18 protein-coding genes and 1 riboswitch are annotated in these 20,372 nt (G+C 65.9%); of the genes, 8 read left to right on the top strand and 10 right to left on the bottom strand.

Annotated elements, in window-relative coordinates; translation table 11 throughout:
• Positions 1-46 precede the first annotated feature (46 nt).
• On the bottom strand, positions 47-2,686 hold the full coding sequence (clpB, locus tag BBTA_RS05640) for an ATP-dependent chaperone ClpB (RefSeq protein ID WP_012041485.1): 2,640 nt from the start codon (positions 2,684-2,686) through the stop codon (positions 47-49).
• A 183-nt stretch (positions 2,687-2,869) separates the two neighbouring features.
• On the opposite strand from clpB, the gene BBTA_RS05635 reads away from it, so the two are divergent.
• The gene (locus tag BBTA_RS05635; protein WP_012041484.1) at positions 2,870-3,697 is read left to right on the top strand and encodes an MOSC domain-containing protein; all 828 of its coding nucleotides are present in this window, start codon (positions 2,870-2,872) and stop codon (positions 3,695-3,697) included.
• A gap of 332 nt (positions 3,698-4,029) precedes the next feature.
• On the opposite strand, the gene BBTA_RS05630 is transcribed toward BBTA_RS05635, so the two are convergent.
• Positions 4,030-4,683 (bottom strand): TIGR02594 family protein, encoded by a 654-nt coding sequence (locus tag BBTA_RS05630; RefSeq protein ID WP_012041483.1) that lies wholly within the window; start codon positions 4,681-4,683, stop codon positions 4,030-4,032.
• Between the two features lie 257 nt (positions 4,684-4,940).
• Here BBTA_RS05630 and BBTA_RS05625 point away from each other — a divergent pair, with 257 nt between their 5' ends.
• The gene (locus BBTA_RS05625) at positions 4,941-5,804 is read left to right on the top strand and encodes an alpha/beta fold hydrolase (protein WP_012041482.1); all 864 of its coding nucleotides are present in this window, start codon (positions 4,941-4,943) and stop codon (positions 5,802-5,804) included.
• Positions 5,805-6,788: 984 nt separating this feature from the next.
• On the opposite strand, the gene BBTA_RS05620 is transcribed toward BBTA_RS05625, so the two are convergent.
• Entirely contained in the window at positions 6,789-7,208 is a 420-nt protein-coding gene (locus BBTA_RS05620; RefSeq protein WP_012041481.1) for a secondary thiamine-phosphate synthase enzyme YjbQ, read from the bottom strand.
• 204 nt (positions 7,209-7,412) lie between these two features.
• Here BBTA_RS05620 and BBTA_RS05615 point away from each other — a divergent pair, with 204 nt between their 5' ends.
• The gene (locus BBTA_RS05615; protein ID WP_083780762.1) at positions 7,413-8,063 is read left to right on the top strand and encodes an HAD family hydrolase; all 651 of its coding nucleotides are present in this window, start codon (positions 7,413-7,415) and stop codon (positions 8,061-8,063) included.
• An 803-nt stretch (positions 8,064-8,866) separates the two neighbouring features.
• Here BBTA_RS05615 and metW read toward each other — a convergent pair.
• Together metW and BBTA_RS05605 are read right to left on the bottom strand one after the other, a co-directional pair.
• Positions 8,867-9,529, bottom strand: a complete 663-nt coding sequence (gene metW, locus BBTA_RS05610; RefSeq protein WP_012041479.1) for a methionine biosynthesis protein MetW — start codon at positions 9,527-9,529, stop codon at positions 8,867-8,869.
• 3 nt (positions 9,530-9,532) lie between these two features.
• Complete coding sequence (locus tag BBTA_RS05605; protein ID WP_041750362.1) at positions 9,533-10,747, bottom strand: homoserine O-acetyltransferase; 1,215 nt, start codon at positions 10,745-10,747, stop codon at positions 9,533-9,535.
• 91 nt (positions 10,748-10,838) lie between these two features.
• Positions 10,839-10,918: riboswitch (SAM riboswitch) on the bottom strand.
• A 198-nt stretch (positions 10,919-11,116) separates the two neighbouring features.
• Between BBTA_RS05605 and BBTA_RS05600 the strand changes: the two genes are divergently transcribed.
• Genes BBTA_RS05600 through BBTA_RS05590 form a run of 3 tightly spaced genes read left to right on the top strand, consistent with a single transcriptional unit; the run spans position 11,117 to position 14,017 of the window.
• A complete protein-coding gene (locus BBTA_RS05600; protein WP_012041477.1) occupies positions 11,117-11,950 on the top strand; it encodes a chorismate mutase in 834 nt (277 codons plus the stop codon).
• A gap of 37 nt (positions 11,951-11,987) precedes the next feature.
• Positions 11,988-13,085, top strand: coding sequence for a histidinol-phosphate transaminase (gene hisC, locus BBTA_RS05595; protein ID WP_012041476.1), 1,098 nt, complete (start codon positions 11,988-11,990; stop codon positions 13,083-13,085).
• A complete protein-coding gene (locus tag BBTA_RS05590; RefSeq protein WP_012041475.1) occupies positions 13,082-14,017 on the top strand; it encodes a prephenate/arogenate dehydrogenase family protein in 936 nt (311 codons plus the stop codon). The genes hisC and BBTA_RS05590 overlap by 4 nt, the downstream gene beginning before the upstream one ends.
• A 3-nt stretch (positions 14,018-14,020) precedes the next feature.
• Here BBTA_RS05590 and BBTA_RS05585 read toward each other — a convergent pair whose 3' ends face one another.
• The gene (locus BBTA_RS05585) at positions 14,021-15,205 is read right to left on the bottom strand and encodes a DUF2125 domain-containing protein (RefSeq protein WP_012041474.1); all 1,185 of its coding nucleotides are present in this window, start codon (positions 15,203-15,205) and stop codon (positions 14,021-14,023) included.
• 99 nt (positions 15,206-15,304) lie between these two features.
• On the opposite strand from BBTA_RS05585, the gene BBTA_RS05580 reads away from it, so the two are divergent.
• Positions 15,305-15,904: a gamma-glutamylcyclotransferase gene (locus BBTA_RS05580; protein ID WP_041750361.1), complete on the top strand. Its 600-nt coding sequence runs from the start codon at positions 15,305-15,307 to the stop codon at positions 15,902-15,904.
• Between the two features lie 5 nt (positions 15,905-15,909).
• Here the strand turns inward: BBTA_RS05580 and BBTA_RS05575 are convergent, their stop codons facing one another.
• The 4 genes from BBTA_RS05575 to ftsE form a co-directional block, all read right to left on the bottom strand.
• Positions 15,910-16,677, bottom strand: coding sequence for a 1-acyl-sn-glycerol-3-phosphate acyltransferase (locus tag BBTA_RS05575; protein ID WP_012041472.1), 768 nt, complete (start codon positions 16,675-16,677; stop codon positions 15,910-15,912).
• Between the two features lie 12 nt (positions 16,678-16,689).
• Positions 16,690-17,355: a YdcF family protein gene (locus BBTA_RS05570; protein WP_012041471.1), complete on the bottom strand. Its 666-nt coding sequence runs from the start codon at positions 17,353-17,355 to the stop codon at positions 16,690-16,692.
• A gap of 304 nt (positions 17,356-17,659) precedes the next feature.
• Positions 17,660-18,628 (bottom strand): ABC transporter permease, encoded by a 969-nt coding sequence (locus BBTA_RS05565; RefSeq protein WP_041750360.1) that lies wholly within the window; start codon positions 18,626-18,628, stop codon positions 17,660-17,662.
• Complete coding sequence (gene ftsE, locus BBTA_RS05560; protein WP_012041469.1) at positions 18,621-19,280, bottom strand: cell division ATP-binding protein FtsE; 660 nt, start codon at positions 19,278-19,280, stop codon at positions 18,621-18,623. The genes BBTA_RS05565 and ftsE overlap by 8 nt, the downstream gene beginning before the upstream one ends.
• A 215-nt stretch (positions 19,281-19,495) precedes the next feature.
• On the opposite strand from ftsE, the gene BBTA_RS05555 reads away from it, so the two are divergent.
• The gene (locus BBTA_RS05555; RefSeq protein ID WP_083780761.1) at positions 19,496-20,350 is read left to right on the top strand and encodes an MJ0042-type zinc finger domain-containing protein; all 855 of its coding nucleotides are present in this window, start codon (positions 19,496-19,498) and stop codon (positions 20,348-20,350) included.
• Positions 20,351-20,372 lie beyond the last annotated feature (22 nt).

The raw sequence follows: 20,372 nt of genomic DNA, 5'->3' as shown, positions 1-20,372 counted from the left end.
CCGTTTCTCATTGCCGTTTCTCGTGACGTCCGGCGAAAGCCGGAGATCAGTTCAGCTTGCGCTTCGGGATCGGCGCCTCGAAGGTCGCGATCTCGGCGGTGCGATGCGCCTTGCCGTTGAAGGTCAGCACGTTACCCTCCGAGGAGATCGCGACCTTGTCGCCATCCTTGATGTCGCCGGCGAGGATCATCTCGGCGAGCGGATCCTGCACGCTGCGCTGGATCACCCGCTTCAGCGGACGCGCCCCATAGGCCGGGTCCCAGCCCTTGGCAGCGAGCCAATCGCGCGCATCGCCATCCAGCGACAGCGTGATCTTGCGCTCCTCCAGCAGCTTCTGGAGCCGCGAGAACTGGATCTCGACGATCCGGCCCATCTCGCTCTTCTGCAGGCGATGGAACAGGATGATCTCGTCCACACGATTCAGGAACTCGGGCCGGAAATGGCTCCGCACCGTGCCCATCACCAGCTCGCGCACCTCGGACGTATCCTCGCCCTCCGGCTGGTTGACCAGGAACTCGGAGCCGAGATTGCTGGTCATGATGATCAGCGTGTTGCGGAAGTCGACGGTGCGGCCCTGGCCATCGGTCAGGCGGCCGTCGTCGAGCACCTGCAAAAGCACGTTGAACACGTCCGGATGCGCCTTCTCGATCTCGTCGAACAGCACGACCTGGTACGGCCGGCGCCGCACCGCTTCGGTCAGCGCCCCGCCCTCGTCATAGCCGACATAGCCGGGAGGCGCGCCGATCAGCCGCGACACCGAGTGCTTCTCCATGTACTCGGACATGTCCAGGCGGACCATCGCGGTCTCGTCGTTGAACAGATATTCGGCGAGCGCCTTGGTCAGCTCGGTCTTGCCGACGCCGGTCGGGCCTAAGAACATGAACGAGCCCATCGGCCGGTGCGGGTCCTGCAGGCCGGCGCGCGAGCGCCGCACGGCGGTCGCAACCGCATGCACGGCCTCGAACTGGCCGACGACGCGCTTGCCGAGGCTGTCCTCCATCCGCAGCAGCTTGTCCTTCTCGCCCTCGAGCATCTTGTCGACCGGCACGCCGGTCCAGCGCGAGACCACCTGCGCGATGTGGTTGGCGGTGACCGCCTCCTCCATCATCTCGCCGGCATTCTCCTTGGCCTCGATGTCAGCCAGCCGCTTCTCCAGCTCGGGGATCCGGCCATAGGCCAGCTCGCCCGCCTTCTGGTACTCGCCGCGGCGCTGCGCATTGGCGAGCTCGATGCGGAGCGCGTCCAGCTCACTCTTGAGCTTCTGCGCGTTCGACAGCTTGTCCTTCTCGGCGCTCCATTTCGCGGTCAGCGAGGCCGACTTCTCCTCGAGATCGGCGAGCTCCTTCTCCAGCGCCTGCAGCCGGGTCTTGGAGCCGAGATCGCTCTCCTTCTTCAAGGCCTCCTGCTCGATCTTGAGTCGGATGATCTCGCGGTCCAGCGAGTCCAGCTCCTCGGGCTTGCTATCGACCTGCATCTTCAGCCGCGCCGCCGCCTCGTCCATCAGGTCGATGGCCTTGTCGGGGAGGAAGCGGTCGGTGATGTAGCGGTTTGACAGCGTGGCCGAGGCGACCAGCGCGGAGTCGGTGATGCGCACGCCGTGATGCTGCTCGTATTTGTCCTTCAGGCCGCGCAGGATCGAGATCGTGTCCTCGACCGTGGGCTCGGTGACATAGACCGGCTGGAAGCGGCGGGCGAGCGCGGCGTCCTTCTCGACATGCTTCTGATACTCGTCGAGCGTGGTCGCGCCGATGCAATGCAGCTCGCCGCGCGCGAGCGCGGGCTTCAACAGGTTCGACGCATCCATGGCGCCATCGGCCTTGCCGGCGCCGATCAGGGTGTGCATCTCGTCGATGAACAGCACGAAGGTGCCTTCGGCGGCCGTGACCTCCTGCAGCACGGCCTTCAGCCGCTCCTCGAACTCGCCGCGATATTTGGCACCGGCGATCAGCGCGCCCAAATCGAGTGATAAGAGCCGCTTGTCCTTTAGACTCTCCGGCACGTCGCCATTGACGATGCGCAGCGCCAGCCCCTCGACGATCGCGGTCTTGCCGACGCCGGGCTCGCCGATCAGCACGGGATTGTTCTTGGTCCGCCGCGACAGCACCTGGATGGTGCGGCGGATCTCCTCGTCGCGGCCGATCACCGGATCGAGCTTGCCGTCGCGCGCCGCCTGGGTCAGGTCGCGGGCATATTTCTTCAGCGCATCATAAGCGTTCTCGGCGGTCGCCGAATCGGCCGTGCGCCCCTTGCGCAAGCTCTCGATCGCCGCGTTGAGGTTCTGCGCGGTGACGCCGCCCTTGGCGAGGATGCTGCCGGTCTCGCTGTTCTTGTCCAGCGTCAGGCCGAGCAGCAGCCGCTCGACGGTGACGAAACTGTCGCCGGCCTTCTCGGCCGCCTTCTCCGCCGCGTCGAAGCCGCGCGCCAGCTCGGGCGACAGATAGATCTGCCCGGCGCCGCTGCCCGACACTTTCGGCAGCTTGCCCAGCGCATCCTCAGTGGCCTTCAGAATGGCGCGCGAATTGCCGCCGGCGCGATCGATCAGACCGCCCGCGAGTCCTTCGCTGTCGTCGAGGAGCACCTTGAGGAGATGCAGCGGCGAGAACTGCTGATGGCCGTCGCGCACCGCCAGCGATTGCGCCGATTGGATGAAGCCCCGCGCGCGCTCGGTATATTTTTCGATATTCATGATGTTTCCCTCAGCCTGCTGTGACGCCCCGAAGGCACGGTTCCAGCATCTTCATTGGGTTCCGGTCCACGCACGTTGACATCCATCAACGCCGCAACCGTCCACGTCGCCGGCTTGCGCCCGGCTTGAGCTGAAATGTGGGAAGGCGGCCCGAAAACGGAAGGGGCGGCTTCACAAATTCGTGTGCCCTGGCCGCCAGGGGAGGAATCTCCTATGACCGCGGCCATGAGCCACATCAGCCCTGCGCGCATCACCGGCCTGTATCGCTATCCGATCAAGGGCCTTACCCCGGAACCACTGCAGACGGCCCCCTTGCGCGCCGGCCAGACATTGCCGGCCGACCGCCGCTACGCGCTGGAGAACGGCCCGACTGGCTTCGATCCCGAGGCCCCGGTGTGGAAGCCCAAAACCGCCTATCTGATGCTGATGCGCAATGAGCGGCTGGCCGGCTTCAAGACGGTCTTCGAGGACGCGACCAACGTGCTGACCATCCGCAAGGACGGTGCCATCGTCGCCGCGGGCGATCTCGAAAGCGTCGACGGGCGCGCCGCGATCGAAGCGTTCTTTGCGCGCGAATTCGCCGACGAGCTGCGCGGACCGGCCAGGCTGCTGTCCGGCGGCGGCTACAGTTTTACGGATCTCGCCCGCAAGGTGGTCTCGATCATCAACCTGGCCTCGGTCGCCGAGATCGAGCAGATGGTCGGCGCGACCGTGCATCCGCTGCGCTTCCGCGCCAATATCTACGTCACCGGCTGGCCGGCCTGGCACGAGGCCGCGCTGCTCGGCGAGACGCTGCGGATCGGCGCGGCGCGGCTCAAGGTGGTAAAGACGACCACCCGCTGCGCCGCCGTCAACGTCGACCCCGACACCGCCGTCCGCGACCTCGACATCCCGCCCGCGCTGATGAAGCACCGCGGCAATAATGAATGCGGCATCTACGCCGAGGTGATCGAGGCCGGCGACATCGCGCTCGGCGACGACCTCGCGGTGGAGCAGCCGCGGCTGGTGTGAGCCCCTCTTCCCCCCGCGTGCTCCGGAAGAGCTCCGCCTCTCTCCCCGCGTCATTATTGCGAGGAGCCGCAGGCGACGAAGCAATCCAGAGTCGTCGCGTAGCCCTGGATTGCGTCGCTTCGCTCGCAATGACGGCATGAGCGGGACCTGGACCCGAACTCTCACCGCGCCAACAGTGCGCCCCCCTTCGCCGCTTGCGGGGAGGGCTGGAGTGGGGGCAGCCCTATGAGCAGTCTTCGTGGGGCGGCCCCACCCGCATGCGGGGGAGGCGCAGAGTGTCCGAGCCGAAGCGGCTCAACTCATCAGTTCCAATGCCGAGTTCGAGGGACGTATCAGTTCGGCATCACATAGGCATACACCCGGCCGCGCGACACTGCGGTCTCGCGGACGCGGTGGCCGTTGTTGCCGGAGATGACGATCGGATTGCCCTGGGCGTCGACGCCCGAGACCACGCCGACATGGCCGCCGCCGCGGCGGCTCATCACGGCAATGGCGCCGACCTGCGGGCCGGAGACGCGCTGGCCGTAGCTCGCGAAGGAGCGCGCCAAGTCGGAGCCGGTGCCGCGATGGCCGGTGCGCTCCAGCACCATGTTCATGAACCGCGCGCACCACAGGCTGCGGCGGCCGGTCGGATTGCCGCTGCCGATGTAGCTGCGCGCCGCGGCCACGACGCTGCTGCCGCCGCTGAAGCCGCCGGACGTCGCCATCCCTTCGGACGCCGTCCCAGGCATCATCAGGCTGGCCTGTGCGTCGGCGACGCTGCTCACCTCCATCCGCGCCACGCCGCGCTCCCAGCGCGACATCCGGGCGGAGCGGTGGTGAAAATGACGCTTGGCGTAGTGATGGCCGCCGTGGCTGCGGTGGGCATGATGCCCCGAGCCGTGATGCGGACGGGCCGAAGCCGGTGTTGCGGTGGCGGCAATCACTGCCGCACCCATGGTCAGCGCAACGATGTGAAGCGACCGGCGAAGGGTAGACACAACCATACTCATTCCTTCTGTTACTTCCCCCGGTACCCTGACTTGGCACCCCCTTGTCCCAGCCCGGCTCCCGTGCGAGCCGCCAGCGCTGGTCCGTAAAAAGTCGGGATGTGACGAAACCATGACGATCGATGGCGGAATCACGGCAAACAGGAGGTGATTCGGAGTCCGTTGAACGACCGAATCGAGGCGAGGCGGCTTCCAGTTGTCGCGCATTGCGCGACTCGTCATCATGCCACACGCAAAGCAGGAGGAAGCTTTTGATGCCACACGCAACAGCCACGGATGGCGTTCGCCTGTATTTTGAAGAGGTTGGCGCCGGCACGCCGCTTCTCTTCCTGCACGAATTCGCCGCCGACCACAGCAATTGGGAGCCGCAGCTGCGCTATTTCGCGCGCCGCCATCGCTGCATCGCCTACGCGGCCCGCGGCTATACACCCTCGGACGTGCCGGCCTCACCCGACCTCTACAGCTACGTGCATTTCTACACCGACGCGCTGGCCGTGCTCGATCACCTCGGCATCGCCAGCGCCCATTTCGTCGGCCTGTCGATGGGCTCCTACTCGTCGCTGCAGGTGGCGCTGAACGCGCCCCAGCGCATCCGCTCCATGGTGCTGGCCGGGGTCGGCTCCGGCTCGGACCTGACGCAGCTCGACGCCTTCCGCGCCCAGTGCCGCGCCACCGCCGAGCAGTTCGAGACCCTCGGCTCGGCCGAGACCGCCAAGGTCACCCGCGGGGCCCCCGGCCGCATCCCCTTCCTGGTGAAGGACCCGCGCGGCCACGCCGACTTTTACGCGGCTCTGGCCCGTCACGACGCGCGGGGATCGGCCAACACCATGCGCGGTTTCCAGGGCGGCCGGCCCTCGATCTACACGATGGCGGACGCCATCCGCCGCGTGACCACGCCGGCCCTGATCATCTGCGGCGACGAGGACGAGGCCTGCATCGAGCCGAGCCTGTTCCTGAAGCGGCACCTGCCGGCCTCGGGCCTGACGTTTTTCCCGAAGTCCGGCCATGTGTTGAATCTGGAGGAGCCCGCGCTGTTCAACGAGGCAGCCGAGCGCTTCATCGCCTTGGCCGAGGCCGGGCGGTGGGGAGTGCGAGATCCACGGTCGATGGCAGGATGAGGAGGCATGCTGCTGCTCCGACCTCACCTGTCATCGCCTGCGCGGGCATGACAGCAGCGGCTGTCACCACCCTCCTCCGTCATCGCGAGCGCCAGCGAAGCGATCCGGGGGCCGCACGGAAGGACTTCATGCGTGGCCCCTGGATTGCTTCGTCGCTCGCGCTCCTCGCAATGACGATCGTGGCCAAGCTCGCCGCATCACCACGGCTGTCATCATTCGGCTTGACCGGGCCATCCCGTATTCCGAGTTGGCAGCTGGGTCCACCGAGGGGCCGCGGCGGACTGGATGCCCGCCTGCGCGGGCATGACAGCGGCGGCTGTCACACCCTCCTCCGTCATCGCGAGCGCCAGCGAAGCGATCCGGGGGCCACACGGAAGGACTTCATGCGTGGCCCCTGGATTGCTTCGTCGCTTGCGCTCCTCGCAATGACGATCGTGGCCAAGCTCGCCGCATCACCACGGCTGTCATCATTCGGCTTGACCGGGCCATCCCGTATTCCGAGTTGGCAGCTGGGTCCACCGAGGGGCCGCGGCGGACTGGATGCCCGCCTGCGCGGGCATGACAGCGGCGGCTGTCACCCCCCTCCTCCGTCATCGCGAGCGCCAGCGAAGCGATCCGGGGGCCACACGGAAGGACTTCATGCGTGGCCCCTGGATTGCTTCGTCGCTTGCGCTCCTCGCAATGACGATCGTGGCTAAGCTCGCCGCATCACCACAGCTGTCATCATTCGGCTTGACCGGGCCATCCCGTATTCCGAGTTGGCAGCTGGGTCCACCGAGGGGCCGCGGCGCACTGGATGCCCGCCTGCGCGGGCATGACAGCGGCGGCTGTCACACCCTCCTCCGTCATCGCGAGCGCCAGCGAAGCGATCCGGGGGCCGCACGGAAGGACTTCATGCGTGGCCCCTGGATTGCTTCGTCGCTCGCGCTCCTCGCAATGACGGCCTCCCAAATCTTCGGCCATCCAACACCGCGACGGCTAACCCTATTCCCCGATGATCTTGATCAGCGCCCGCTTGCGGCGTCCGCCGTCGAACTCGCCGTAGAAGATCTGCTCCCACGGACCGAAATCGAGCTTGCCGCCGGTGATCGCGACCACAACCTCACGGCCCATGATCTGGCGTTTCATGTGGGCGTCGGCATTGTCCTCGCCGGTCCGGTTGTGCCGATAGCCGGACACGGGCTCGTGCGGCGCCAGCTTCTCCAGCCACTGCTCATAGTCGTGATGCAGGCCGCTCTCGTCGTCATTAATGAAGACCGAGGCCGTGATGTGCATGGCATTGACCAGCACCAGCCCCTCGCGCACCCCGCTCTCCTTGAGCGCCGCCTCGACCTCGGGCGTGATGTTGATGAAGGCGCGGCGGCCCGGAATGTCGAACCACAGCTCCTTGCGAAACGATTTCATGCGGGCACCTCACGCGTGCTTGGACGTTTCAGCTCTCTCCATTGTACGCAGCGTTCATCCCAGCGTCGAGCGCTGGCCCGCACGGGGCACCCCAATCCGGTGAACACGATCCCACGCGCAACGGAAGGTGTGTCTCCTCGAGACTTCTGATATCGTTCTTTACGCTATCTCTTGATTTCCACGTGCCAGACGCAGGTGCCGATCTTGATAGAGCTGATCATCTTCGATTCAGACGGTGTTTTGGTCGATAGCGAGAAAATCGCCCTCAGCGTTTTGGCCCGTGCAGCAGCCGACGAAGGAATATCCATCGACCTGGAAGAGGCCAAAAGGCTCTTTCGCGGGTTGAAGTTCGCCGATTGCGTGCGAGAAATCGAACGGCGATTGGGGCACCGCGTCGGCGAGGATTTCGAGGCTGGCGTGAGGCGAGCAACTGCACTGGCATTTGAAGCCGAACTGCAACCCGTCGAGGGGATACATGCGGCGCTTGCGGAGATCACTCTTCCGTTCTGCGTCGCATCGAACGGGCCGATGTCGAAGATCAGGCACGCACTCGGACTGACAAAATTGCTGAACTATTTCGAAGGCCGCATCTTCAGCGCCTACGACGTCGGCTCGTGGAAGCCTGACCCTGATCTTTTCCTGCACGCTGCGCAGACCTTCGGGATCGCCCCCGGGCGCTGCGTCGTGATCGAGGACTCGTTGTCAGGCGTCACTGCGGCGCATGCTGCGGGCATGCAGGTCATCGGATTCAGCGGCGGTGATCCGGACGTCGAACTGCAATTGGCGCCCGTCCGTGCAAATCTTTTGCAGCAAATGCGGGACCTTCCGAAGCTGCTCAAGATGGGCGGGCGCTGATCGCGCTGCCCTGTTCTCGCTGCCCGACGGGCAATTTGCGCATGAGCGTCATGCACCTACTGCCCGTCGTGTTAGTTTGTCGCATGATGAGCCCTTGCACCGTCGGGCAAATCAGATCGATGTTTCCGCCCGTCCCGCCTCACAGCAAGAGGGGCGTATCGCGGTCGTCACGAGCGCTGAGTGCGGGATGCGGTGGGCGTGTCGGGTTGCGCGTGGGATTTCTCGCGTGGACGAACAATTCCGATGCGCACGGTCAAGTCGCGCGGTCCTGATCCTCCGACGCTAGGATCAAGTTGGTGATGCATTTCGCCGACGACGGTGGCCAGAAAGCCCGGCGCACCGGGGAGAACGCGAAGCAGCCGTCAAATCATCGCGCAGGGAAGGCCGGTTGTTCCGGCTCGGACCTGTGGTACCTGCCGCCTGCATTCTTTTCCGCAGGCGGGCCATGGGTGCGGCCAGCATCCGGCCTTCCCTGCGCCTCTGCGTTGTCAGAGGTGAGACCTGCCGCAGAGCTCGGGCACAAACGTGCCGCGGGAATACGATGCCACGCCATCAGTTGTTTGAGACGTGAAGTCGACGCGCCAGGGAGGCATGTTGCGCGAGGTGCCGCTTAGGCCTCCGACCTCGTCCCGGCGAAAGCCGGGACCCATAACCACCGGCCTGCGTAACGAACCGAGGTGGGTATGACTCAGCGCTCCCGCCTCACTCCTGCTGCGGAGTATGGGTCCCGGCCCAAGGCCGGGACGACGGCGAGGATGACGCGCGTGAGGTGGCCTACCTACCAGCGCGCAAACGATCCAGACCTACCGCCGCTCGCCTCTGCTCAGCAGAAACACGCCCTGCTCGCCGAACATGTTCCAGAACCACCAGGGCATGGCCACGCGCAACGGACGGCCATAACTATCAAGAGCCACGGCGCGCTCCATCTTCACGCCGATCTCGTCGCACAGCTGGACGAAGTCCTTGATTGTGCAGAAATGGATGTTGGGCGTGTCGTACCAGGTGAAGGGCAGATTGTCGGTGCGCGGCATGTGGCCGCCGACGAGCAATTGCAGGCGCAGCCGCCAGAAGCCGAAATTCGGGAACGTGACGATGGCGCGGCGGCCGATGCGCAGCAGGTTCTCGAGCACGGCCTTGGGCCGGCGCGTCGCCTGCAGCGTCTGCGACAGGATCACATAGTCGAAGGCATCGTCGGGATAGTCGACGAGATCGGTATCGGCGTCGCCCTGCACCACCGCGAGCCCCTTGGCGACGCAGTGATTGACGCCCTCGCGCGACAGCTCGATGCCGCGGCCGTCAATGCCCCGACTCTCCAGGAGCTGCAGCAGGTCGCCGTCGCCGCAGCCGATGTCGAGCACCTTGGAGCCGCGCTCGACCATGCCGGCGACCAGGAGATGATCGGGCCGATAGGCCAGCACCTCGCCGCCGGAAAAGCCGTTCAGCGGCAACACACCCTGCAGGCTCATGGGTCAGCCTCCGTTCGCGACCTTGAGGCCGCGCGCCTTGCCAGCGGAATCGAGGAACGCGCTGGCGATGTCGAAGAACTCGGGGACATCGAGCAGGAACGCGTCGTGGCCCTTGTCGGTCTCGATCTCAGCGAACGAGACCCGCGCGCTGGACGCGTTGAGCGCATGCACCAGCGCCCGCGATTCCGAGGTCGGGAACAGCCAGTCGCTGGTGAAGGACACCACGCAGAAGCGGGTCTTGATGCCGCGGAACGCCGCCGCCAGCACGCCGTCATGGTCGGCGGCGATGTCGAAATAGTCCATCGCGCGCGTCAGATAGAGATAGGAATTGGCGTCGAAGCGCTCGACGAAGGACGAGCCCTGGTAACGCAGATAGCTCTCGACCTGGAAATCGGCGTCGAACGAGAAGGTCGGCAGTTCGCGATCCTGCATGCGGCGGCCGAACTTGCGATGCAGCGCGGCGTCCGAGAGATAAGTGATGTGCGCGGCCATCCGCGCCACCGCAAGCCCGCGATGCGGATGGACGCCCTTGTCGCCGTAGCGGCCATGATCCCAGTCGGGATCGGCCATCACGGCCTGGCGGCCGAGCTCGTGGAAGGCGATGTTCTGCGCCGAGTGCCGCGTCGCGCAGGCGATCGCCAAGGTGGCGAATACGCGCTGCGGATAGGCCACCGTCCATTGCAGCGCCTGCATGCCGCCCATCGAGCCGCCGACCACGGCGAACAAGGTGTCGATGCCGAGATGATCGATCAGCATCGCCTGCGCCCGCACCATGTCGGGGATGGTGATGATCGGGAAGTCGAGGCCCCAGACCTTGCCGGTCGCGGGATTGAGCGAGGCCGGCCCGGTCGAGCCCATGCAGCCGCCGATCACGTTGGAGCAGACGATGAAATAGCGGCTGGGGTCGAGCGGCCGCCCCTTGCCGACCAGCGTCTCCCACCATCCGGGCTTGCCGGTGACCGGATGCCGGTTGGCGACATGCTGATCGCCGGTCAGCGCGTGGCAGATCAGGACCGCGTTGGACTTGTCGGCATTGAGTTCGCCATAGGTCTGGTAGGCAATCTGGAACGGCGACAGGTCGACGCCGCAATCGAGCTTGAGCGGCTTGTCGGCGCCGAACTGCGCGACCAGCGAGCTCGGATGGTCGACCTCGTGCGAGCGCTCCTCGGGCGCGATCGTGCGCAGCGAGGATGTGGATTTCGGCGTCAGGCCTGTCATGTCTCTCACCCCGGCCATCCGGCCAGGGCTCCCGAACCACGTGACATATCAGGCCATGAAAAACCCGGCCTGAACTGGGGTTCGGCCGGGATCGATAACGTCCCCGGCCTGTTTAGCGAATTGTTTAACGTGGCTGCAAGCCGGCCGGCTCAAATGACCACGGAACGAGCAGAAACTAGTCCCGCGGGCGCTCCTCGTCAAGGCAAGCAGGGGTTGACCGCCGATCGGGCGCTCCACGGCTGCAATCCAGCCAAGCCTAGGCCGCACAAGGTAAACTTGCTGTTGCGCAGGCCCGGCGCATCGGACAGAACGGCATCCATTCCCAGCGGCCGCGCGTTCCCCCGTGGCCCACGAAGAGTGACCGCGACCATGTCGAACCCGCCGCCCGCCCCGCCCTCGCTTGCCGATCTGCGCAAGGAGATCGACGCGATCGACGAGCAGGTCCATCAGTTGCTGATGAACCGGGCCGACATCATCGACCGGCTGATCAAGGTCAAGAAGACGCAGGAGGTCGGGTCGGCGTTCCGCCCGGCCCGTGAGGCCGACATGATGCGCCGCCTGGTGCAGCGCCATCGCGGCATCCTGCCGCTCGACACCGTCGAGGGCATCTGGCGCGTGATCGTGTCGACCTTCACCTATGTCCAGGCGCCGTTCTCGGTGCATGCCGACGTCTCGGTCGGCGAATCCGCGATGCGCGATTCGGCCCGGTTCCATTTCGGCTTCGTGGTCCCGTATGTGGCGCATTTCAGCGCGCAGGCTGCCGTCGAAGCGGTGGCGCGCTCGAAAGGCGATCTCGCGCTGGTGTCGACGAGTTCGGGCCATACGCCGTGGTGGATCACGCTGGAGCCCGCCGGCGCGCCGAAGATCATCGCGCGGATGCCCTTCATCGAGCGCGCCGACCATCCGGCGGCACTGCCGGTGTTCGCGGTGTCGCGGGTTGCCGACGACGCGCTGGTCTTGGAGGTCGAGACCTGGAGCATCCGCGTCTCCGGCTGGAATGCGCAGGTGTCGCGCGCCTTGTCGCCGCTCGCCGACGTCATTGCGGTGCCCGATACCGCCTTCGACAGCGCCGCGCTGCTGGTGTCGATCGAGGCGCCGTCCAACCTGGACAGCATCAAGGCGGCCCTGATCGCGGCGGGCGCCTCGGTACGCTCGGCGGCCCTCGTCGGCGGCCATGCCAAACGCTATACGGTTCCGAGCTGAGACGCGCTGCGCCAGTGATCATCGTCCGGAGTTCATGATGTCCCGCCCCGTGCCGAATCCCGGCATTCTCGACATTGCGCCCTATACGCCGGGCAAGAGCCCGATCCCCGAGCCGGGCCGCAAGGTGTTCAAACTGTCAGCCAACGAGACGCCGTTCGGCCCTTCGCCGAAAGCGATCGAGGCGTTCAAGAGCGCCGCCGGCCATCTTGAAGATTATCCCGAGGGGACGTCGCGGGTGCTGCGCGAGGCGATCGGCCGCACCTACGGCCTCGATCCCGACCGCATCGTCTGCGGCGCCGGCTCCGACGAGATCCTCAATCTGCTGGCGCACACCTTCCTCAGCCAAGGCGACGAGGCGATCTCCACCGCGCACGGCTTTCTGGTCTACCCGATCGCCACCATGGCCTGCGGCGCCAAGAACGTGGTCGCTGCGGAGACGGAGTACCGCACCGACGTCGATGCGATCCTCGCCGCGGTGACGCCGCGCACCAAGCTGGTATGGCTCGCCAACCCGAACAATCCGACCGGCACCTACATCCCGTTCGACGAGGTCAAGCGGCTGCGCGCCGGCCTGCCCGCGCATGTCGTGCTGGTGCTCGACGCCGCCTATGCCGACTACGTGTCGCGCAACGACTATGAGTTCGGCATCGAGCTGGTCGCGACCACCGAGAACACCGTCGTTACGCACACCTTTTCCAAAATCCACGGCCTCGCCGCGCTCCGCGTCGGCTGGATGTTCGGCCCGGCGCACATCGTCGATGCCATCAATCGCATCCGCGGACCGTTCAACGTCTCGTCCCCGGCGATGTTGGCGGCTGTCGCCGCGATCGAGGACACCGCGCATCAGCAGATGTCGAAGACGCACACGGAAAAGTGGCGCAACTGGCTGACTGCTGAGATCGGCAAGCTCGGGCTGAAGGTGACGCCGAGTGTCACCAATTTCATCCTGATCCATTTCCCGACAGACAAGGGCAAGACCGCGGTCGAGGCCGACGCCTTCCTGACCCGGCGCGGGCTCGTGCTGCGGGCGCTCGCCAATTACAAGCTGCCGAACGCCTTGCGCATGACGATCGGCACCGAGGAGGCCAATCGTCTCGTCGTCGATGCACTCAGCGAATTCATGGGGCCGAAGTGAGCGTCGCGGGAAAATTCGAACGCATTGCGCTGATCGGCTTTGGCCTGATCGGCGGCTCGATCGCGCGCGCAGCGCGGCAACACGGGGTGGCCGGCGAGATCGTCACGACGGCCCGCTCCGAGAAGACGCGGGCGCGCGTCACCGAGCTCGGCATCGTCGACCATGTCGTTGCGAGCAATGCGGAGGCGGTGAAGGATGCCGACCTCGTCATCCTCTGCATTCCTGTGGGGGCGTGCGGCCCAGTGGCCGAGGAGATCGCGCCGCATCTGAAGCCCGGAGCCATCGTCTCGGATGTCGGCTCGGTCAAGGGCGCAATCGTCCGCGACATGGCCCCGCATCTGCCGGCGAACGTGCACTTCGTGCCGGCCCACCCGGTGGCAGGAACGGAGAATTCGGGGCCGGATTCCGGCTTCGCCGAGCTGTTCATCAATCGCTGGTGCATCCTGACGCCGCCGGATGGCGTCGATCCCGACGCCATCGATCGTCTCCGCGCGTTCTGGGCCGCGCTGGGCGCCAAGGTCGAGATCATGACGCCGGACCATCACGACCGGGTGCTCGCGATCACCAGCCATCTGCCGCATCTGATCGCCTACACCATCGTCGGCACCGCCGACGAGCTGGCGCAGGTGACGGAATCGGAGGTGATCAAGTTCTCCGCCGGCGGCTTCCGCGATTTCACCCGCATCGCCGCCTCCGACCCGACGATGTGGCGCGACATCTTCCTGAGCAACAAGGACGCCGTGCTCGACATGCTCGGCACCTTCACCGAGGACCTCTCCAAGCTCACACGCGCGATTCGCCGCGGCGACGGCGAGGCATTGTTCGATCACTTCACCCGGACCCGCGCGATCCGCCGCGGCATTGTCGAGGTCGGCCAGGATTCGGCGGCGCCCGATTTCGGCCGGCCGCTGCCGCAGATCAAGAAGCCCTAACGGTTAGAATAGCGGAGGGACGCGGGCGACCTTGAACGGACCGAGCACGACAACCCCATCCGAGAAGCGCAACGGAAAGCTGCGCGCCTTGCGGCCCTCGAGCGTGGCCTCTTTGCCGAGCGCGTTGATGCCGACGGCGACGCCGGCATTGGCGTTCTGCTTGACGACCTTGCCGAGACCGGGAATGGCGCGGTCGAGCGCCCCGAACAGGTTGTTGAGATCCTGCGACTTCACACCCGGAGCAACGCGGTCGAGCGTCGCCTGCGGCACGCCGTTCTCGAGCATCTTGTCGAGGCCGAGCGCCGGGATGACCTTTTCGATCCCCGCCACCGTCATCTGCACCTCGCCGTCGATCCCGCCATTGGCGGTGAGGGTCAGCGTGCCCGAGGCGACGGCCAGCAGTTCGCCCTGCTGGATGCGCGACTGGACGATCTCGACATGACCGCCAGCCGCCTGGATCTCGCGGAACCGCTCCGGCCAAGGCTTCGGGTGGAAGTCCTTCAGCCCCGTGACCCGGGCCTGGATGTCGGCATTGAACGGCTCGGCCAGCAGCGGATGGCTGTCCTGAATGCTGCCACTCGCGATCTGGAGCGCCGTCTCGATTACCGGATGATCGGACGGCGTACCGTCCGCGACGCGACCATGCAATTCGGCGTGATCGGCACGCACGGCAGGAACGGTCGCGCCACCCTCGACGCGATCGATGGTCGGCTGGTCGAAGACGAGATCGGCGCGCTGCAGCGGCCCCGGAAGGCCGCGGACGCTGGCCTGCCCCAAGCGCCAATTCACGGCATAGGACGCCGGCCCGTGCCCGTCAGCGATCGTCGCGGGTCCCTTGAATTCCGCGATGATCCGCTGCGGATCCCAGACCTGCGCGACGACCAGGATCTCGTCGAGCTTGGCGTTCATCAAGGGCGTGCCCGCAGCCTGCGAGAACAAGGCGACGCTCGGATCGGAACAGCGGACCTCGAGGCGGAACGGGAAACCGGCCACCGAACGCTTGGCGCAATCATAGACGCGGCCGGACTTGGCCTCGCGGGCGCGCCAGGCGTCGGCCTGGACATCGACCTGCGAAGCAGCGAAGAACCAGAATCCGCTCCACGCGATGGCGGCGATCAGGAGCAGGATGGGGGCTGCGAGGAGGCCCCAGAGTGGGCGCCTGCGGGGCGCTTGCGGCAAACGAGACATGCAGGACACCCTTTGGGCAGCAATTTAGGCGATTCCACGATCACGGATTGTGTATTTCAGTTAACAATTCGCGAGCACCACCCTTAGGCTTCCGTTCCGATGTCTGCAATGACCCTGTCCGATCGTGATCTTCCCAACGGCGACCTCTGGGTGTTCGGCTATGGCTCGCTGATGTGGCGGCCCGGTTTCGAGTTCCTCGAGCAAGTGCCGGCGCGGCTGATCGGCGAGCACCGCGCGCTGTGTGTCTATTCGTTTGTCCACCGCGGAACGCCGGAAAAGCCGGGCCTCGTGCTCGGCCTTGATCGCGGTGGCGCGTGCCGCGGGATTGCGTTCCGGGTCGCGGAAACCAGGCGCGACGAGACGATCGCCTATTTGCGCGCGCGCGAGCAGGTGACCTCGGTGTATCGCGAGGTGACGCGCTCGGTGTGGCTGGAGAACGAAGCAAGGCAGCGCGTCAGCGCGCTGGTCTATGTCGTCGACCGCGGCCATGTCCAATATGCCGGCCGGCTGTCGCTGCAGGAGCAGTTGCGCCATGTCCGCCAGGGCCATGGCCAGTCCGGCGCCAACCGCGACTATGTGCTCTCGACCGTGAAGGCGATCGAGGCCCAGGGCTTTCGCGATACGCAGCTGCACCGGCTGGCCATGATGCTGCATGACGACGGCCACTCGCGGCATCCGGCGCCGGGCGACTCGCCGTAGCCGTCTCACGCCTTCACCGGGGCCGGCACACGGCCGAACAGCTGCGCTTGCTCGGCCTGTCCCGCCGCCACCAGCCGGTTCGTCGCCTCCTCGATGACGCTCTCGATGCGGGTCATGAATGCGTCGCGCGGCAGGCCCGGCGGCAAGGGATCGAGAAACTCGACAACCAGCGTCCCCGGATAGCGCAGGAAGGTACGGCGCGGCCAGAACAGTCCGGAATTGAGCGCGACCGGCAGGCACGGCACGCCGCAATCGGCATAGATCAGCGCGACCCCGCCTTTGTAGTCCGGCGGCGCGCCCGGCGGCCGCCGCGTGCCCTCGGGGAAGATCACGAACTGGCGCCCGTGCTTCACTTCTTCCGCGGCCCGCCGCATCACCTGCTTCAGGGCCCGTGCGCCGGAGCTGCGATCGATCGCCACCATGTTCGCCTTGACGAGATATTGTCCGAACAGGGGAATGCGCAGCAGCTCGCGCTTGAGGACGAAGAACGGCTCGTCGAAAAAGTGCAGCAGCGAGATCGTCTCCCACATCGACTGGTGCTTGGCAGCGACGATCAAGGGCCCCGTCGGGATCTTCTCGACACCGCGATATTCAACGCGGATGTTGCAGACGATGCGCATCAAAATGATGTTGCTCTGCGCCCACCAGTTCGCGACGCGCAGCAGCGCCTTGCGCGGCATCGCCAAGGTCGGCAGCGCGACGATCGCCCAGAACACGAAGTTCGGATAGAACAGGATGTTGAACAGGAGCGAACGCAGGAAGATCGAAACCATCAGGGACCCAGTTCAATTGGCTTGTGCCGTCGCCGGCCGGCGCGACACGGAGCCGGTCGGCAGGTCGACCTCGGGCGCGAGATCGAGGCCGAGATCGGCCAGCCGCAGCCGCGCTTCGGCGGCGACATATTTGGCGTATTCGGACAGCAAGAGCCGCAAGGTCGGCCCGCTGGTCCACCACGGCTCATCCCGCCATTTCTCGCCGACGACGGCATAGGGAATGAGATCCAGGCTCGGCATTGCGTGCGACAGCTCTACGATCGCGCGCGGCATGTGATAGTTCGAGGTCACGACGATCAGCGACTTGAAGCCGCGCTCAGCGGCCCAGCGCCGCGTCTGCGCCGCGTTGCTGCGGGTGTTGATCGCGGAATAGTCGAGATCGACGCAGCAATTGATGAACGACCGCGCCTCCGGCAGTGAGCGGGTGATGTCGCTGGCCTCGTTGGTCGGGTGCACGCCTGAAATCAACAGCCGCCTGCCATAGCCGCCGGCGAGCAGTTCCACGGCGTCCGACACCCGCGACGAGCCGCCGGTCAGAACCACGATTCCGTCCGCCTTGCGCTCGGGCTTGATCTCGGCGCCGCGCAATTGCGACAGGAAGCCGATGAAGCCGACGGCCGCGACGAAAAAGCCGATCGCAAGCGTAGCCACGACGCCCGCGAACGTCCGGCCCACCATCACGATGAGCGGCAGCCTGCGGCTGCTATCGTCGATTTCCGGCCCCATGCGTTGCCCGGCGAATCCTTGCCTCCTGGCGCGCGGCCCCATGCCGTCGCACGATCCCGTCGTTCAAGTCCGGGAGCTCAGGCAGGTTTCGCCGGCCCCCCGATCACGTTCGCTCGCCCTCGATCATGGCAGGCGCTCTGTATCGAGTCCGTGACCGAACTCACCCCTGCCGAAACTTGACCCGACGCAGACGATTTTAGGCGTTTTTCAGGCCAAGTGAAATCCGCAACGCGACGGTTGGGGACAGAAGCGGCCATCAGTCGATGCTCGCCAGCGTCGCGAACAGGGTCCGGCGCGCGGCCCAGCCGGTGACGGCCGCGATCACCACGGCCTGCAGGGCGATCACGACATAGCCGAGCGGGCGCAGAGAGAACGTGCCGAGCAGCGCCGCGAATTGATCGCCCACCGGCGTGCCGGAGAACCAATTCGCGATCGACTCCGAGAACCCGAAGCCGAGCATCGCCAGCCCGCCGCCGATCACCCCGCCCTCCAGCCCGAGCTGGAGGAAATGCCGCAGGAAGTGATTGGCGATATAGCGGTCGCCGGCGCCGACAAAATGCAGGACCTCGACGATCGGCCGGTTCGCGGCCATGGCGCCGCGGGTCGCAAACGACACCGAGATGATGGTGGCGACGATCACCAGCACGAGAATGCCGAAGCCCGCGAACAGGGTCGCTCCGGTCATCGAACGCATGCGCTCGATCCAGGCGCGGTGATCGTCCACGCTGGCCGTCGGAGCGACCTGGCTGACGCGATTGCGCAACGCGGCGAGATCAAAGCTGGTGCCAGGTTGCACCCGCGCGATGATGACGCGGGGGACCGGGAGTTCGTCGAACGACAGGCCGCTGCCGAGCCACGGTTCCAGGAGCTTGCTCGATTCGTCCTTGGTGAACGGCCGCACCTCGACGATGCCGGACTGCGCCCGCATCGCCTCCGTCACCAGCGCGATGTCGCGCTCCAGGTCGCGGCCGGTCTTCGGCCGAACCTGGACGGTGATCTCGCTCGCCACCTCCGACTGCCACTCTGCTGCGGATTCGCTGACCAGCAGCACGGCACCGGTCGTGATCGAAGCCAGGAACGTCATGATCGCGACCACCGCCACGAGCGCGCGGCCGGCGATAGACGCCCGCGGCACGATCGGTGACACGATGCGGGCTTGCGCCGGCAGTTGCGGGCGGTCGTCGCCCAGGTCGACCAGAAGGCCGCGATCGTCCACGCTACTCATAGATGTGCAGCCGTCCCTGATGCAGCACCAGCCGCCGGGCCTCGTATTGGTCCATGAGCGTGATGTCGTGGGTTGCGATGATCACCGCTGTCCCCGAGCGGTTGAGCTCAATGAACAGGCGCAACAACCGCCGGCCCAGCGTCGGATCGACATTGCCGGTCGGCTCGTCGGCGAGCAGGAGTTGCGGCCGCGAGATGACGGCGCGCGCAATGGCCGCGCGCTGCTTCTCGCCGCCCGACAGGATCGGGGGCAGCGCATCCATCCGTTCGCCCAGCCCGACCCATTTCAAGAGGTCGATCACTTCTTTCCGGTAGCTCGACTCGTCGCGCCCCATGACCCGGAACGGCAATGCGACGTTCTCATAGGTCGTCATATGATCGAGCAGCCGGAAGTCCTGCAGCACGATTCCGATCCGCTTGCGCAGATCGGCGATCTCGTCCTTGCTGAGCAGGGAGATGTCGTAGCCGAACAGGTTGACGAGCCCGCGGGTGGGACGCAGCGACAGGAACAGCAGCTTCAGCAGCGAGGTCTTGCCTGCGCCCGAGGGGCCCGTGAGAAACTGGAATGAATGAGCCGGAATCTGGAACGTGAGGTCGCGGAGGATCTCCGGCCCCAGTCCATAGCGCAATCCGACATTTTCGAACCGAACCAAAGCATCAGCTCCGTTCGACAGTGTGCACGGCCCACCCGCCAACAATAAGTCCGGCGGTACGATGACCCGATTGAGCGCCCGTTATGGTTTCCGGTTCGTTAATGGTTTCCATGTACCATTGCGGAGATTGAGTTCCGAAGTTCGTCAACATGGCGGTTCTTGTAGCACGAACTGTCGGAAACAAAGCGGCAATGGCCGCCGGAGATAAAGGCGCGATGTTCATCGTTTGCCCCCATTGTACAACGTCTTACGCCATCGATCTGGCAACCCTGGGTATGGCCGGCCGTAGCGTACGCTGCGCGCGTTGCAAGGAGGTATGGCTGGCGAGGCCCGAGGACGCCGTCGAGGCTCCGGCCCCGGTTCCGGCCATGGCCGACGCCGCCAGCGCGGCTGCTCCCCCGCCCGACCCGGCCGACGAATGGGAGGCGCTGGCGCGTGAGGAGGAGGACGGACAGCCGCCGCAGGTGGACAGTCCGCCCTTGGCTGCCGGCTGGCCGGAAGATGCCGCCGAACAGGCGCAGGCCGAGACAGAGGATGCAGAGCCGGAGACGCAAGGCAAGGCCTCCCGCCTGGCCCGATTTGGCAAGCTCATCAGGCGTCCCACGCTGCCGAATTTCCCCGGCAAGAGGATTTTCGGCCTGCCGGCGCTGACCGCTGCGATGGCGGCGCTCTGCATCGCGCTGGCGGTCTGGCGCGCCGACGTGGTGCGGTTGCTGCCGCAGACGGCGTCGTTCTACAAGCTCGCCGGGCTCGAGGTGAACCTGCGCGGCCTCTCCTTCAAGGACGTGAAGGTGGCGACCGAAACCGTGGACGGCAAGCCGGTGCTGGTGATCGAGGGGGCGATTGTGAGCGTCACCAAGAAGGCGGTCGACCTGCCGCGTCTCCGCTTCAGCGTGCGGGACGCCCAGGGCACCGAGATCTACGCCTGGAATACGCTGCTCGAACAGAGCGCGCTGAAGCCTGGCGAGCGCACGACGTTCAAATCGCGCCTGGCCTCGCCCCCTCCCGAAGGCCGCAATATCGATATACGATTCTTCAACCGGCGCGATCTGGCCGCCGGCAGTGCATGATGGTTCCGGTCTCGCGGGTCTC

It is taken from the genome of Bradyrhizobium sp. BTAi1, from assembly GCF_000015165.1.
Lineage (GTDB): Bacteria > Pseudomonadota > Alphaproteobacteria > Rhizobiales > Xanthobacteraceae > Bradyrhizobium > Bradyrhizobium denitrificans.
This window is presented reverse-complemented; position numbering and strand designations above follow the sequence as displayed.